Origin of the sequence: Tetragenococcus halophilus subsp. halophilus DSM 20339, from assembly GCF_003841405.1 — a bacterium.
GTDB classification, from domain to species: Bacteria; Bacillota; Bacilli; order Lactobacillales; family Enterococcaceae; genus Tetragenococcus; species Tetragenococcus halophilus.
The window spans coordinates 531,420-545,666 of the sequence record NZ_PXYA01000002.1 but is presented as its reverse complement, the minus strand read 5'-3'; the positions used below and the strand labels follow the sequence as shown (position 1 = coordinate 545,666).

At 36.0% G+C, this 14,247-nt stretch carries 16 protein-coding genes and 1 riboswitch; of the genes, 15 read left to right on the top strand and 1 reads right to left on the bottom strand.

Going from position 1 to position 14,247, the window contains the following annotated elements; translation table 11 throughout:
- Window positions 1-18 precede the first annotated feature (18 nt).
- The 12 genes from C7K42_RS08255 to thiD all read left to right on the top strand — a co-directional run bounded on the left by C7K42_RS08255 (window position 19) and on the right by thiD (window position 10,526).
- A complete protein-coding gene (locus C7K42_RS08255) occupies window positions 19-699 on the top strand; it encodes a metal ABC transporter ATP-binding protein (RefSeq protein ID WP_069029354.1) in 681 nt (226 codons plus the stop codon).
- Window positions 672-1,505 carry a metal ABC transporter permease gene (locus C7K42_RS08250; RefSeq protein ID WP_069029355.1) on the top strand — a complete coding sequence of 278 codons (834 nt, stop codon included), beginning with the start codon at window positions 672-674 and terminating at the stop codon, window positions 1,503-1,505. Before C7K42_RS08255 ends, C7K42_RS08250 begins: the two co-directional genes overlap by 28 nt.
- A 144-nt stretch (window positions 1,506-1,649) precedes the next feature.
- The gene (gene purR / locus C7K42_RS08245) at window positions 1,650-2,468 is read left to right on the top strand and encodes a pur operon repressor (protein WP_014123444.1); all 819 of its coding nucleotides are present in this window, start codon (window positions 1,650-1,652) and stop codon (window positions 2,466-2,468) included.
- A 60-nt stretch (window positions 2,469-2,528) separates the two neighbouring features.
- Window positions 2,529-2,930: a nucleoside-diphosphate kinase gene (gene ndk / locus C7K42_RS08240; RefSeq protein WP_014123445.1), complete on the top strand. Its 402-nt coding sequence runs from the start codon at window positions 2,529-2,531 to the stop codon at window positions 2,928-2,930.
- Window positions 2,931-3,029: 99 nt separating this feature from the next.
- Complete coding sequence (gene glmU / locus C7K42_RS08235) at window positions 3,030-4,403, top strand: bifunctional UDP-N-acetylglucosamine diphosphorylase/glucosamine-1-phosphate N-acetyltransferase GlmU (protein ID WP_061840009.1); 1,374 nt, start codon at window positions 3,030-3,032, stop codon at window positions 4,401-4,403.
- A 301-nt stretch (window positions 4,404-4,704) separates the two neighbouring features.
- Window positions 4,705-5,679 (top strand): ribose-phosphate diphosphokinase, encoded by a 975-nt coding sequence (locus C7K42_RS08230; protein WP_014123447.1) that lies wholly within the window; start codon window positions 4,705-4,707, stop codon window positions 5,677-5,679.
- Window positions 5,680-5,949: 270 nt separating this feature from the next.
- Window positions 5,950-6,816, top strand: a complete 867-nt coding sequence (locus tag C7K42_RS08225; protein ID WP_014123448.1) for a histidine phosphatase family protein — start codon at window positions 5,950-5,952, stop codon at window positions 6,814-6,816.
- A 157-nt stretch (window positions 6,817-6,973) separates the two neighbouring features.
- Window positions 6,974-7,078: riboswitch (TPP riboswitch) on the top strand.
- A gap of 53 nt (window positions 7,079-7,131) precedes the next feature.
- Entirely contained in the window at window positions 7,132-7,713 is a 582-nt protein-coding gene (thiT, locus tag C7K42_RS08220; RefSeq protein ID WP_014123449.1) for an energy-coupled thiamine transporter ThiT, read from the top strand.
- A gap of 19 nt (window positions 7,714-7,732) precedes the next feature.
- Window positions 7,733-8,236 (top strand): energy coupling factor transporter S component ThiW, encoded by a 504-nt coding sequence (gene thiW / locus C7K42_RS08215; protein ID WP_014123450.1) that lies wholly within the window; start codon window positions 7,733-7,735, stop codon window positions 8,234-8,236.
- Window positions 8,237-8,250: 14 nt separating this feature from the next.
- A complete protein-coding gene (gene thiM / locus C7K42_RS08210) occupies window positions 8,251-9,072 on the top strand; it encodes a hydroxyethylthiazole kinase (protein ID WP_014123451.1) in 822 nt (273 codons plus the stop codon).
- The gene (gene thiE, locus C7K42_RS08205) at window positions 9,069-9,698 is read left to right on the top strand and encodes a thiamine phosphate synthase (protein ID WP_014123452.1); all 630 of its coding nucleotides are present in this window, start codon (window positions 9,069-9,071) and stop codon (window positions 9,696-9,698) included. Before thiM ends, thiE begins: the two co-directional genes overlap by 4 nt.
- Window positions 9,699-10,526, top strand: coding sequence for a bifunctional hydroxymethylpyrimidine kinase/phosphomethylpyrimidine kinase (gene thiD, locus C7K42_RS08200; protein WP_014123453.1), 828 nt, complete (start codon window positions 9,699-9,701; stop codon window positions 10,524-10,526). It abuts the gene before it with no gap.
- Between the two features lie 81 nt (window positions 10,527-10,607).
- Here the strand turns inward: thiD and C7K42_RS08195 are convergent, their stop codons facing one another.
- A complete protein-coding gene (locus C7K42_RS08195) occupies window positions 10,608-11,372 on the bottom strand; it encodes a hypothetical protein (RefSeq protein WP_014123454.1) in 765 nt (254 codons plus the stop codon).
- A 192-nt stretch (window positions 11,373-11,564) separates the two neighbouring features.
- On the opposite strand from C7K42_RS08195, the gene C7K42_RS08190 reads away from it, so the two are divergent.
- The 3 genes from C7K42_RS08190 to gmk all read left to right on the top strand — a co-directional run bounded on the left by C7K42_RS08190 (window position 11,565) and on the right by gmk (window position 14,246).
- Window positions 11,565-13,214 (top strand): patatin-like phospholipase family protein, encoded by a 1,650-nt coding sequence (locus tag C7K42_RS08190; RefSeq protein ID WP_014123455.1) that lies wholly within the window; start codon window positions 11,565-11,567, stop codon window positions 13,212-13,214.
- 35 nt (window positions 13,215-13,249) lie between these two features.
- Window positions 13,250-13,468, top strand: a complete 219-nt coding sequence (locus tag C7K42_RS08185; RefSeq protein ID WP_061840002.1) for a YdbC family protein — start codon at window positions 13,250-13,252, stop codon at window positions 13,466-13,468.
- A gap of 163 nt (window positions 13,469-13,631) precedes the next feature.
- Window positions 13,632-14,246: a guanylate kinase gene (gene gmk, locus C7K42_RS08180; protein ID WP_014123457.1), complete on the top strand. Its 615-nt coding sequence runs from the start codon at window positions 13,632-13,634 to the stop codon at window positions 14,244-14,246.
- Window position 14,247: the final 1 nt, after the last annotated feature.

The window sequence follows — 14,247 nt, the reverse complement described above, 5'->3', positions numbered from 1 at the left end:
GTAGAAGGAGGAAAACAGATGCGTTATATCGAAGTAAAAGATTTAACTTTTTACTATGATGAAGAGCCTGTATTAGAAGACGTTAGTTATCAAGTAAGTGATGGCGAGTTTGTTACTTTAACAGGTGAAAATGGCGCAGCTAAATCAACGCTAGTCAAAGCAACACTTGGGTTATTAAAACCTGAATCAGGTAGTATCTACATTTCCCCTAAAAACAATAAAGGCGGAAAACTTAGTATCGGTTATATTCCCCAATTGGTAGCTTCGTTTAACGTTGGGTTTCCTAGCACGGTTTATGAATTAGTAAGTTCCGGGCGTTATCCTAAAGGTCGTTGGTTCAAACGTTTTACTGATATAGATAATGAACACGTACAAAAAGCACTGGAAGCTGTTGATATGTGGGAAATGCGAGATAAACGTATTGGCGAGTTGTCTGGTGGACAAAAACAACGAATCAGTTTAGCGCGAGTGTTTGCTACAGATCCTGATCTTTTCATTTTGGATGAACCGACAAATGGAATGGACGAACAATCCCGTGCCAATTTTTATCGTTTATTACAACATAGTGCACATGAACATGATAAAGGCGTACTTATGATTACCCACGATCATGAAGATATTAAAGAGTATGCTGATCGTCAAATTCATTTGGTGCGAAAGGAGGGAACCCAATGGCGCTGCTTTCATATGAGTTCATGAGAAGAGCTTTTTTAGCTGCTCTTTTTATTGCTGGGATTGCGCCGATGCTAGGAGTATTTCTAGTTATTCGCCGACAGTCTCTTATGGCTGATACCTTGTCTCATGTATCATTAGCAGGAGTAGCTTTTGGTTTCTTTCTTAACTTAAATCCTACATTTACCACCATGGTCGTTGTGGTTATCGCGGCTATTTTACTAGAGTATTTGCGGATGGTTTACCGAGGGTATTCCGAGATTTCTATTGCTATTTTAATGGCAGGAGGCCTTGCAGTCGCTCTTGTATTGATGAATATTACCGGGGGAAACTCCTCTGCTAGCATTCAATCTTATCTATTTGGATCCATCGTAACAATTACGCAACCCCAAGTTATTTTCTTAGGTATATTGTTTGTTTTGTCCTTATTGTTATTTCTCTTATTTAAACGTCCGATGTACGTTTTAACTTTTGATGAGGAGACAGCCCACGTGGACGGGTTACCTATTCATTGGATGTCTATGCTATTTAATGTATTAACAGGAGTAGCAATTGCAATTATGATCCCAATTGCAGGAGCATTGCTGATTTCAGCTATTATGGTTTTACCAGCTGCGATTAGTATGAGGATAGGAAAAAGCTTTAATGCGGTAATTTTAATCAGTGTGTTAATTGGACTTGTGGGAATGTTGAGTGGCTTAGTTAGTTCCTTTTATATCGACACACCACCTGGCGCTACGATTACCTTAGTATTTATTGCTTTATTTTTAGTCGTAAATGCGATCAAAAAGCTCTATACCTTATTTCAACGTGAAAAACGGTTAAAAGAATAAAATTAACAGGGAACAAAGATGTTCTCTGTTTTTTATTGTTTGCATAAATCACGAACAATTTCTAGAAAAACTTAAAAAATACTCGCTAATTTCCAAAAAAAACTATATAATTAAAACGATTAAATGAAAAAGGAGTTGAATGAAGTGAAAGTTCGTCGTAGTGAACGATTGATCGATATGACCCATTATTTATTAGAGCACCCGCATGAATTGATTCCCTTAACGTTTTTTTCTAAGCGATACGAATCAGCTAAATCATCTATTAGTGAGGATTTAGCAATTGCTAAAAAAATATTCAAAGAAAGAGGAACTGGAATTTTAGACACCATCCCTGGTGCTGCAGGAGGTGTTGTTTTTGTTCCTGTGATTGAAAAAGAAGAAGCTAGAGAATATATTAACGCTTTGGCTAAACGTCTATCTGAGCAAGATCGTTTGCTACCCGGAGGCTATATTTATTTAACTGATTTATTAGGACAACCTCAATTGTTACGACAGGTTGGGCGAATTATCGCTTCAAAATATATCAACGAAGAAGTTGATGCGGTAATGACCGTTGCGACAAAGGGCGTGCCCATCGCTCAAGCTGTATCCTATTATTTGAATGCTCCTTTTGTTATTGTACGCAGAGACTCAAAAATAACTGAGGGTCCTACTGTTAGTGTCAATTATGCTTCAGGTTCTTCTGAGCGTATTGAAAAAATGGAATTATCTAAAAGAAGCTTAGCCAGAGGATCTCGTGTTTTGGTTGTTGATGACTTTATGAAAGGCGGCGGTACAATTAATGGTATGCAGGGTTTGATCGATGAGTTCGATGCTGAATTAGTGGGCGTTAGCGTTTTTGCTGAAGCAAACTTTAAAGGAAAAAGAGCTGTTACAGACTACAATTCACTGTTATATGTTAAAGATGTGGACACACAAACGAAAACAATTAAAGTCGTTCCTGGGAATTATTTCGAAAATTAAAAGTATTGTAGAATGGATTAATTACAAAATATATTTATAAAATAATAGGAGATAAATTTAATGAGTGAACAAACTTTAGTGATTATAAAACCTGATGGGCTAGCTCGTCGTTTGCTAGGACGTATTATTCAACGGTTTGAAGATAAACAGCTACAAATTTCTCAAATAAAAATAGAAACTTTATCTAAAGCGCAGTTACATGAACATTATCATCATTTAGTAGATCAGCCGTTCTTCCCTCGGCTTTTAGATTATATGATGGAAGGTCCAGTCTTGTTGATGGTGGTTAAAGGAGAACAAGCAATTTCACAGACTAGAAAAATCGTTGGCGCGACTGATCCTTTAGAAGCAGAAATGGGCACTTTACGTGGTGATTTCGGTGTAAATAAAACGAGGAATTTGATTCATGCTTCCGACTCAGTAGATACAGCACAAGAAGAAATTGCTCGTTTCTTTGGATAATTAAAAATTGGTCTAGCTGTAATTTTTACTCATTGGTTGAAATGTCTAAGCAAGTGGGCTACACTTAAACAAGCAAAAATTAAAAATGGAGTGAGACAGGTGGACGAACGTTACGCAATTATTTTAGCTGCTGGTAAGGGTACACGAATGAAATCAAAGCTATATAAAGTACTACACCCAGTTTGCGGTAAACCCATGGTCGAACATATTATGAATCGTGTTGAAGAAATTAATCCCAATGAAGTTGTAACGATTGTTGGTCATGGAGCTCAAGAGGTCAAAGCACAGCTGGATACACGGAGTGAATATGCTTTACAAGCTGAACAATTGGGTACAGGTCATGCGGTAATACAAGCAGCTGATTTTTTGAAGGGGAAAAAAGGCACAACGCTAGTTATCAGTGGGGATACGCCGCTTTTAACGAGTGAGACTTTGGATCAGTTATTTGAATATCATCAAGGGAAAAATGCTTCCGCTACGATTTTAACAGCACACGCTGATGATCCTAGTGGTTATGGTCGGATTTTACGGGATCGTGTAGGTATTGTAGATCGAATCGTTGAGCAAAAGGACGCTTCGACAGAAGAAGCACAAGTAAAAGAAATAAATACGGGAACTTATTGTTTTGATAATGAGTTGTTATTTGAAGCTTTAGATAATATCACCACAGATAATGTTCAAGGAGAATACTATCTAACAGATATCATCGAAATTTTAAAAGAGCAAGGACATATCGTTGCTGCTTATCAGACAAGTGATTTCGAAGAATCTATTGGCGTTAACGATCGGGTTGCTTTGGCGCAAGCTAATAATATTATGCGTAGACGGATCAACCGTAAACATATGCAAAATGGTGTATCATTCATTGATCCGAATACAAGCTATATTGATGATGGTGTAAAAATTGGTGCTGAAACTATCATTGACCCCGGTGTTTCCTTAAAAGGCGAAACGGTCATTGGAGAAAATTGTGTCATTACACAAAATTCACAAATCACGGATAGCAGGATTGAAGATGGTGTTACTGTGAAGTCTTCTACGATTGAAGAAAGTATTGTGTATTCAAAAGCAGATGTGGGTCCTTATGCTCATTTGCGTCCTAAAACCGAAGTTAAGCAACAAGCTCATATAGGTAATTTTGTTGAAATCAAAAATGCAACTATCGGTGAGAAGACCAAAGTAGGCCATTTGACCTATGTTGGTGATGCTACATTGGGTAAAGAGATCAATGTTGGTTGTGGTACAGTCTTTGTCAATTATGATGGTAAAAACAAACATCATACGACGGTTGGAGATCACAGTTTTATTGGTTCAGCAGTTAATTTAATTGGCCCTGTGAATATAGCTCAAAATACTTGCTTAGCTGCGGGTTCAACAATCACTGATGATGTTTATGAAGACGATATGGCAATTGCACGTGCTCGTCAAGTAAATAAAGAAGGGTACGCAAAAAGATTACCATTTTTACAATAAAAAAGAGACTGAAATGTTAGGTATTGTTAGTAATGATATATGAAAAAATTCAATTAGTTTAAGCTTGATTTGTTCGCTTCTTTTCTTGTAGCGTGTCTAGTGCATTAAAATATTTTTTCGTTATTTGGTAGATATTTACTATAAAAGACCCCTATTATTTCGGTCTCTTTTTGTTATGCGCTTTAAGAATATTATGTTAATGTCTTGTCTTCACCGGCTATAAACATTATAATGACAACGTAAGTAAACTATTTAAGACGAATAAACGGTTCGTTGGAAGGTATAGAAAGTGGAGGTCCTCATGTCTAATCAATATTTTGATCCAAGATTAAAAATTTTTGCATTAAATTCAAATGAACCTTTAGCAGAAAAAATTGCGGCGGCTATAGGAATAGAACTAGGAAAATGTACAGTAAAACAGTTTAGCGATGGTGAAATCCAAGTTAACATCGAAGAAAGCATCCGAGGAGCAGACGTATATATTATTCAATCAACAAGTAGTCCAGTAAATGATAATTTGATGGAGCTTTTGATTATGATCGATGCTTTAAAACGAGCAAGTGCAAAGACCATAAATGTGGTAGTGCCTTACTATGGTTATGCGCGACAAGATCGTAAAGCCCGTGCGCGTGAACCAATTACGGCTAAATTAGTGGCTAATATGATCGAAAAAGCTGGCGCTAATCGTGTAGTTGCCTTAGACTTGCACGCTTCTCAAATCCAAGGTTTTTTTGACATCCCTGTCGATCATCTGATGGGTGCTCCTTTAATTGCGGATTATTTTATTGAACATGGAATTAAAGGTGACGATGTAGTCGTTGTTTCTCCTGACCACGGCGGGGTAACACGAGCACGTAAACTAGCAGAGTTTTTAAATGCGTCCATTGCAATTATCGATAAGCGTCGTCCTCGCGCAAATGTGGCAGAAGTAATGAACATTATAGGCGATGTTAATGGAAAGACATGTGTGATTATCGACGATATGATTGATACAGCGGGTACGATCACGCTTGCGGCAAATGCGCTTAAAGAAGCTGGCGCTACAAGTGTTTATGCTTCTTGTACACATCCTGTATTATCCGGTCCTGCTTTAGATCGTATTTCAGATTCTGCTATTGAACATTTGGTTGTTACAGATTCTATCAACTTACCAGAAGAACGTAAAATTGATAAACTAGATGAAATTAGTGTTTGCGATTTAATTGCAGAAGCGATCAGACGTATTCATGAAAGTAAACCTGTCAGTCCTTTATTTGAAAAAAAGGTTGATTTATAAATAAAAAGTCCCAGTTTTGGGGCTTTTTTTGTTATAAAATGTTTTTTAACAGATGAATGTCTAAAAGACAATTGACAGTCACTATCCACTATGGTAGCCTTTTCATTGTATATTGTTAATAATGAAGTTGGAATGTTATCCATATGGAGCATAACCTACGATTATCCCTATTTAGAATTCAAGGGACGATTGTAGGTTTTTTTATTTTTTAGACTGAAAGGAGGAAAGAAAAACTTCATTGTGAGCAAATAGATATAGGAGGAATTGAAAATGAAAAAATTGTTAATAAAATCTAGCATTGCTTTATCTTTTGTTATGTTATTATCCGCTTGTCAAAATGAGGCAAATACTCAAGCAAACCAAGCGGCACAAACTACAGAATCTACAGAGGAAACTTCGAATCAAGAGGACGAATTAACCTTGTATATTGTACGTCATGGAAAAACGATGCTAAATACTACTGATAGAGTGCAAGGCTGGTCAGACGCAGTATTAACTCCTGCTGGTGAAGAAGTTGTCACAAATGCTGGTGTTGGCTTAAAAGACATTGATTTTCAAAACGCTTATTCTAGTGATAGCGGACGTGCTATTCAAACAGCAGATTTGATTTTAGACGAGAATGAGCAAACAAATGAAATACAAGTACAAAAAGATAGTGGCTTGCGAGAATTTAACTTTGGGACATATGAAGGCGATTTAAATGATAGCATGTGGCAAGATGTGGCCGATGAACAAGGCGTGACTTTAGAGGAGTTTCAAGCAAATATGGATCCAGAAGTTTTTGCTGATAGCGTAGCAAAATTAGATAAAGAACAGATGGAAGAAAATAATGTTGAAGAAGAAATTAACTGGCCAGCAGAAGATTATGAAACAATCTCTGATCGTTTAACAAATAGTTTAGATCAAATTGTAGCAGATGAAACGCAAGAAAATGGATCTGGAAATGTTTTAATCACTTCCCATGGATTGAGTATTACTGCTTTATTAGATACATTATTCGATGGTTTTGAAGCACCAGCGGATGGCTTGGATAATGCAAGCGTCAATATTATTAAGTATAAAGATAATGACTACTCATTAGAGTCAGTTAACGATATGAGTTATGCCGAACAAGGAGAAAAAGCACAATCAGATTGATTTTATTTACCGGTTAGAAAATGTGTTTATTACTTGTTCAATGATTCAAACTATAATAACAACAAATAAATTTCTTTTTTTATATATAATAAAATTGTTAGCGGTGTTTTTTTGGTAAAAATATGTTACCCTATACATGTAAGTAATTAAATAGAATCTGCTCACAAAGGGGAGTCCATATGGGCTGAGATTGAGTGTTACTCTCTAAACCCTTCGTACCTGTTTCGACCATTCGAACGTAGGAATTGTGACGAGTTGAAGTATATATACTTCTCCTTTGTGAATTGTGAAGATTCTAAAGGAGGAGTATTTTTTATGCATTCAAACACAAAAGTTTGGATAGAAGGAACGATTATTGCTGCATTAAGTGTGATGTTATCACTGATACCTACAGATGCGGGTACAACTTTTACCTTATCTTTAGGTCAAATCCCTTTAGTTGTGTACGCACTACGTCGTGGTACACGCCCTGGAATACTTGCGGGACTTATTTGGGGGTTCCTGCATTTTCCTTTAGGCCAGGTAATTTACCTAAGTATTCCCCAGGTGTTAATTGAGTATATTCTAGCTTACCCATTTGCAGGCTTGGCTGGCATTTTTGCAGCACGACTTCAGCGATCGCTTAAAGTAAAAAATCATGGGCAAGCTCGCTTTAGTATTATTAGTGCTTGTTTAGTAGGTACTTTTGCTCGTTATTTCTGGCATTTTGTGGCCGGATATATTTTTTGGGGTCAGTATGCGATGTGGGGGTTATCACCAGTCATTTATTCCCTAGTGATTAACGGCGTCAGCGCGCTGTTAACTTCTTTGGCTGCTATAGTTATTTTGTTGATTCTTGAAAGAGTATTTCCAAGCGTATTTATACCCAAAGATCAATTGTCTATCGGTGGGAATTAACTGAAGAGGTTTTATCTATATGAGATATAAAAAGGTAAGAAAGCTAACTTATTTAGCAATTATGATTGCATTAGATGTTGTTTTGTCGCCTATTTTACGTATTGAAGGAATGGCGCCTATGTCCAGTGTGATTAATGTATTTGCGGGTGTGTTGATGGGCCCACTGTATGCTACGACTATGGCTTTCATCTGTGGTATTATACGTATGGCATTTTTAGGTATTCCTCCTCTTGCTTTGACAGGAGCAGTTTTTGGCGCTTTTTTAGCAGCTGAACTTTATCGTATCTTCCGAAATATTTATGCTTCAATGGCAGGAGAAATTATTGGGACCGGTATTATTAGGTCATTATTATCTTATCCTGTGATGGTAGTATTTACCGGGGCGAGTAACCAATTCTATTGGTTCATTTATACACCGCGTTTTTTAGGCGCTGCTGTATTAGGTTCAATTGGTGCTTGGTTTGTATGGAGAAAAGTAAAAGATCTATCCGTTGTTCGTCAAATGAAGTCTCTATTTAACTAGAAAAGGATGGTTAGATGAAAGATATTGCAGAAATGGCCACAGAAGTATTTCCATTAAAACAGGCTTCTCTTGTTCATTGTATTACGAATAATGTCACCATAGAAACTATGGCTAATGCATTGTTGTATGTTAATGCACAACCAATTATGACCTCAGATGTTAGAGAGTTTCCTGTACTTTTAAAAAAAATAGATAGCTTATTGTTAAATTTGGGTAGTTTATCAGAGGAAAGAGAGCAATCACTTTTAACTGCTGCGAAAATGAGTTCTAAACAAATACCATTTGTCGTTGATATAGTGGGTGTAACGAGTGCACCTACTGCTTATCAGCTGTCAAAACAGTTAAGTAGACAAAAGCCTGATGTTATAAAAGGAAATATTTCAGAGCTTCGTGCTTTTTGTGGACTAAAAACGACAGGTAAAGGCGTTGATAGTAGTATATCAGATCAAAATGATGATGAACTTGAAGAGTTGGTAAAAGCATTAAAACAAGAAGATTTAGCTACTACTTATCTTGCCACCGGTAAAAAAGATATTATTGTTACAAAGGATAACACATGGATTATGGAAAATGGTGTGGACAAGCTGCAACGTTTTATCGGAACAGGCGATGTATTAGGAGCACTGATTGCAGCATTACTAGGAATACAATTTAATGCTGAATCGGCTGTTCTTTTAGCATTAAGTTATTTAAATATTTGTGCAGAGCGTGCTAGTGAAAAAATAACATCTAATACAGGTTTAGCAGATTTCCGACATGAAACGCTAAATCAACTATCGTTATTAGGAAAAGAAAATAAGCATTGGTTTAGACAAACAAGAGGAGAAAAACGATGAAAATAGATACGAGTTTATACTTAGTGACTAGTCGTTACGGCGAAAGTGAGTCAGTTTTTTTACAAAAGATCGAAGAAGCCTGTAAAAATGGTGTGACATTAGTACAATTAAGGGAAAAGGAGCTTACAACAAGTGCATATTACAGCTTAGCTCAAAAAGTAAAAAATGTAACAGACTACTATCAAATTCCATTGATCATTGATGATCGAGTTGATATTTGCTTAGCGGTTGACGCTTCTGGTGTACATATTGGTGATGATGAATTGCCGACAGAAGTAACAAGACAGCTTATTGGAGATAAAATTCTGGGGGTTTCTGCTAAGAATGTATCTCAAGCACAAGAAGCACAAATGAGCGGTGCGGACTATTTAGGCATTGGTGCGATGTTTTCGACTACAACAAAAAAAGATGCACAAACGACCTCATTTGAAACTTTACAACAGATCACACAAGAGATATCAATTCCAGTAGTTGCTATTGGCGGTATCACTGAAGAACGAATCACTAATTTTAATCACATAAATATCCAAGGGATAGCTGTAGTCAGTGAGATAATGAAAGCTAGTAATATTGGAGAAAAAGTAGGACAAATGAGGGCGAAATTTACACAATTGGAGGGAAAGTAGATGGAAAACCAAACGCCACAAGTTGTAACAATTGCGGGGTCAGATTCTGGTGGTGGCGCAGGTGTTCAAGCGGATTTAAAAACTTTTCAAGCTAGAAACGTTTTTGGTACAAGTATCCTTGTTGCGTTAACGGCGCAAAATACTAGGGGTGTACAGGAAAGTTGTCCTGTTGCTTGTTCTTTTGTTGATGCACAATTTGCCTCTCTAGATGTTGATTTTCATATCCGAGCGGCTAAAACTGGGATGTTATTTGATCAAGAACATGTACAAACGGTTGTTAATAATTATAAAAAATCTTCTTTTGGTCCTTTGGTGGTAGATCCTGTGATGATAGCAAAGGGTGGTCATCCACTATTACAAAAAGAAGCGGTGCAAACGATTAAAGAAGAGCTTATACCACAAGCTTATGTTATTACCCCTAATTTACCGGAAGCTGAAGCATTAACAAAAAGCAAGATAAAAAGTAAAAAAGAAATCAAAAAAGCAGCATTGTCTTTACAAAAAATAGGTGTAAAAAATGTGATTATTAAAGGTGGACATGCAGAGGATGAAGAAGCTACAGATTTCGTATTAATGGAAAATGAAACAGCTTTTTGGCTTAGTGCACCTCGTCTTCAAACAAACAATACTCACGGGACTGGAGATACCTTTTCTTCTTGTATCGCAGCAGAATTAGCTAAAGGAAAATCATTTAAAGAAGCAGCTATTACAGCTAAATCATTTATTCAAGGTGCTATAGAAGATGGAATCAGCGTTGGACACGGACACGGCCCTACCAACCATTGGGCGAAATTAAGTGAAAAAATTACTGTCAAAAAAGAGAAATGATGATAATAAGAACGACGGGAAAGCATAAACCGCTTTTTTCGTCGTTTAATCATTTTATGACCATGGTGTGATTGTCAATGTTTATAATTCCCAATTTTTTTTATTGATATCAAGGTCCCAAGTTCTTTGGGAAGAATAATAAGTTAAATGTCCAATAAGTGCATCATCTTTAAACGTAGGACTCCCCATACGAATATGAGTGTCTCCTACTAAAAATAACGGGATCTGATATGTTCTATCTTGGAACTCCGTTTGTTTAAAAGAAAAAACCAAACCTTCTTTCATAAAGTCACTCAACGTTTTGACAATATTGAGAGGTAGAGGCTCGACTGCCTTACTTTTTTGAAACAAAGAACGTCGTGTATTTAAGGTTCCTGAAGTTAGAAGGGTAATTTTTTGTGCTAAGACCTGATGAAACTCATCTAAATAACGATAGTAAACCTTAGATAAATCGTCTTGTAATTCAAAATAAGCAAAGTTATTTTGTAACTTATAAAAAAAAGGTGAATGAAGATGCGTCTTCATATGACCAAAATACAATAACTCTGAGATTTCAGTGGGGGTTAGTTCTTTTAACATCATAACATCAGTAAAATCAATCCATTTATTAGTACCAACGACTCTTTTTTTATCAACTGCTTGGAAATAATTATCGACGGCTTGCTTGCCGCGAATAGTTTTCATTGCGGTGTGAGCTTCATATTCACCCCGTTCATTTGAAGGATCTAACAACAATAGGTTTTTAGGGCGGTGAACAATAGCCTGATGAAAATCAGCAGTAGAAAAACCTTGGGTCAAAACAGCATTACTGATATTGTCAATATGTACATAGATAAAATCAGCCATTATGCAGATCCCTCCTTTTTCCTTGCTTCTCCTAATTATATTTTACAATAAATTTTTGAAAAATGCTTGTTTCGTTTCTTTTAAATGTTTATTACACTAAGTAATATATAGTAACTTGAGCGAGTTGAAAATATCATTTATATTGTAAATAACAGGAATTTTTATTGACTAACAAAAAATAGGGGGATTTATGTGGCGTTTAAAAAACTGTATGTTTCTGAATTCGAGAAAGTTCGTCCGATTCTTACTCAAACAAAATTAGTTTTCCCTTTTTATAACACACATTCTCTTGCTCAAAAGAACATGTTTTATGCTATTTATAAACAAGATTGTTGGGCTATAGAAATACAAAAGCAAGTTGTTTTTTTTAGTATGAAGCTATCAGAAAGGCAAATGAAAATTACAAATATTTTATGTAGTGAACCTAGTCAAATTTCTTGGTATGCTATTTTACAAAAAATCGAATGCTTTGCGCGTAGTTACTTTACTTCTACTATTCACTTAACATTTTCTGCGCAAGGACCGCTGTTTGAGTGGTTATTAGCAAATAATTATCAGCCAGATAAACAAGGATTAACTAAGAAATTATGTTATAACACTGCTTTGGTTTTAAGTGGTGGTGGTGCACGAGGGGCTTATCAAATTGGTGCTTGGCGAGCATTAAAAAGATTGAATATTTCTTTTTCTATGATCACTAGTACCTCTGTAGGAGCATTAAATGCTGGGCTCATCATGATGGATGATGAAAATATGGCGAGGCGAATTTGGTATAAGATCAGTACTGAACAAATTCTAGCTTTTCCTAAAGCAGCAGATGATAACCATTCGTTTAAACAATTAAGACAGCAACTACGCTCTCTTGGGCTATCGGCAGTTAAAGACAAGGGAGTTAGTACTTTACCACTGCAGCGTTTGTTGCAGCAAAATTTAGACGCAAAAACGCTGCTAGCTTCCTCTATAAAATTATATATTTGTACTACACGGTTACGGGGCCTAAAAGAAAAAGTGGTTGCTGTCAAACCAACAACAGATGCATGGAAATGGTTGACAGCCTCGGCAGCTTTTTTCCCTGCCATGCAACCGATGAATATCAAAGGTGAAGACTATATTGATGGTGGATATCGTAATGATTTCCCACTAGATGTTGCTCTTTTAAAAGGGGCCAAAGAGTGTATTTGTATAGACGCCCAAGGTCCTGGAATCCGTAAAAAAAATATAGCTACAGAAAATATACCAACAATTACGTTACGTTCTCCTTGGTCATTAGGCAGTTTTTTGATATTTGATAGTCACCGTTCAAAAATAAATGAACAATTAGGGTATTTAGAAACCATGAAATATTTCCACTTTTACACTGGTTTCTGGTATACTTTTACTACTGAAGTAGATTGGCAGACAGAATGGCAAGCATTTATTGTAACCTTATCTTCGCAAAAAGTCAGTTGGTTACAAGACAAGGCATTTTGGCAGAAATTTTATAAGCTATACGAAAAAAAGATCCCTTTAGAAAGAGCCGGAGAAGCTTTTGTTGAACTTATTGGTCGTTTTTTAGAACTTCCGCCAAACAAAATTTATACAAAATCACAATTTTTAGCGGCTTTAGTTGAAGGCAAAGAAAATGTCACCCAGCCCTTTGAAGTAACACTATCTTTTATAGAATGGCTTGAAATTTTTCATCAAAATTATTCCTTACTTTCAAAAAAGAAGCAATTTTTGCTTTTTGAAGAACTTTTAGAAAAGGGAATAAAAATACCTGAAAGTCTTATTGAAAAATCGGCGGTATTATTTGTTGCAGTGAAATTTTTCTCTTTTTTGAAAAAGAAAATAGCAAAAAATGCGTAGTTATTAATGAATATCAAATGAAATGAGGGAAGTATATGGCAAAAGATTTTTCCTATGAAATTTTAGAAGAGATTGCGGTCCTCTCCGAAAACGCCAAAGGTTGGCGTAAAGAATTAAATATTGTCAGTTGGAATGAACGTCCACCCAAATTTGATTTACGTGATTGGGGTCCTGACCATGAAAAGATGGGAAAAGGAATCACGTTAAGTAACGAAGAATTTGAAGCGTTAAAAAAAGCAGTAACTAATATGTAAGTTAAAAATTTTTACTTATTATTTTTGAAAATAGTGCTTCAACTAAAAAAGTGTTATACTAACGTTTAGTTCTTGTACTTCTTAGAGTAAAGTTATTCTTGAAAGTTGCAGAAAAAAAGTGCAAAATAGACGTTAAGCAAGACAAGAGGGAAAGGACGTCATTATGACAGAGCGGGGATTATTGATTGTTTTATCTGGTCCTTCCGGTGTCGGAAAAGGAACAGTTCGCAAAGCAATATTTGATAGTGAAGATAATGACTTTCAGTATTCAATTTCTATGACCACTCGTAAACAACGGATTGGAGAAATTGAGGGAGAAGACTATTACTTTCGCACAAAAGAAGAATTTGAAGATATGATTAAAAAAGGACAAATGTTAGAGTACGCTGAATATGTAGGTAATTATTATGGGACCCCCTTACCTTATGTGCAAAAAACTTTGGATAAAGGAAAAGATGTCTTTTTGGAAATTGAAGTTCAAGGCGCTTTACAGGTTAAAGAAAAAGTACCTGATGGTGTATTTATATTTTTAACGCCGCCAGATTTAGCGGAATTACGTCTGCGGATTACTGGACGGGGGACTGATTCAGAAGATACAATTGATGAACGTATGAAAGTTGCACGTGAAGAAATAGAAATGATGGCTTCTTATGATTATGCGGTTGTCAATGATGAAGTACCTAAAGCAGTAGAAAGAATAAAGAGTATCATATCCAGTGAACACTTCCGGGTGGAACGTGTCATTGCAAAATATAGAAAAATGTTAGAGGAGCTGTAAT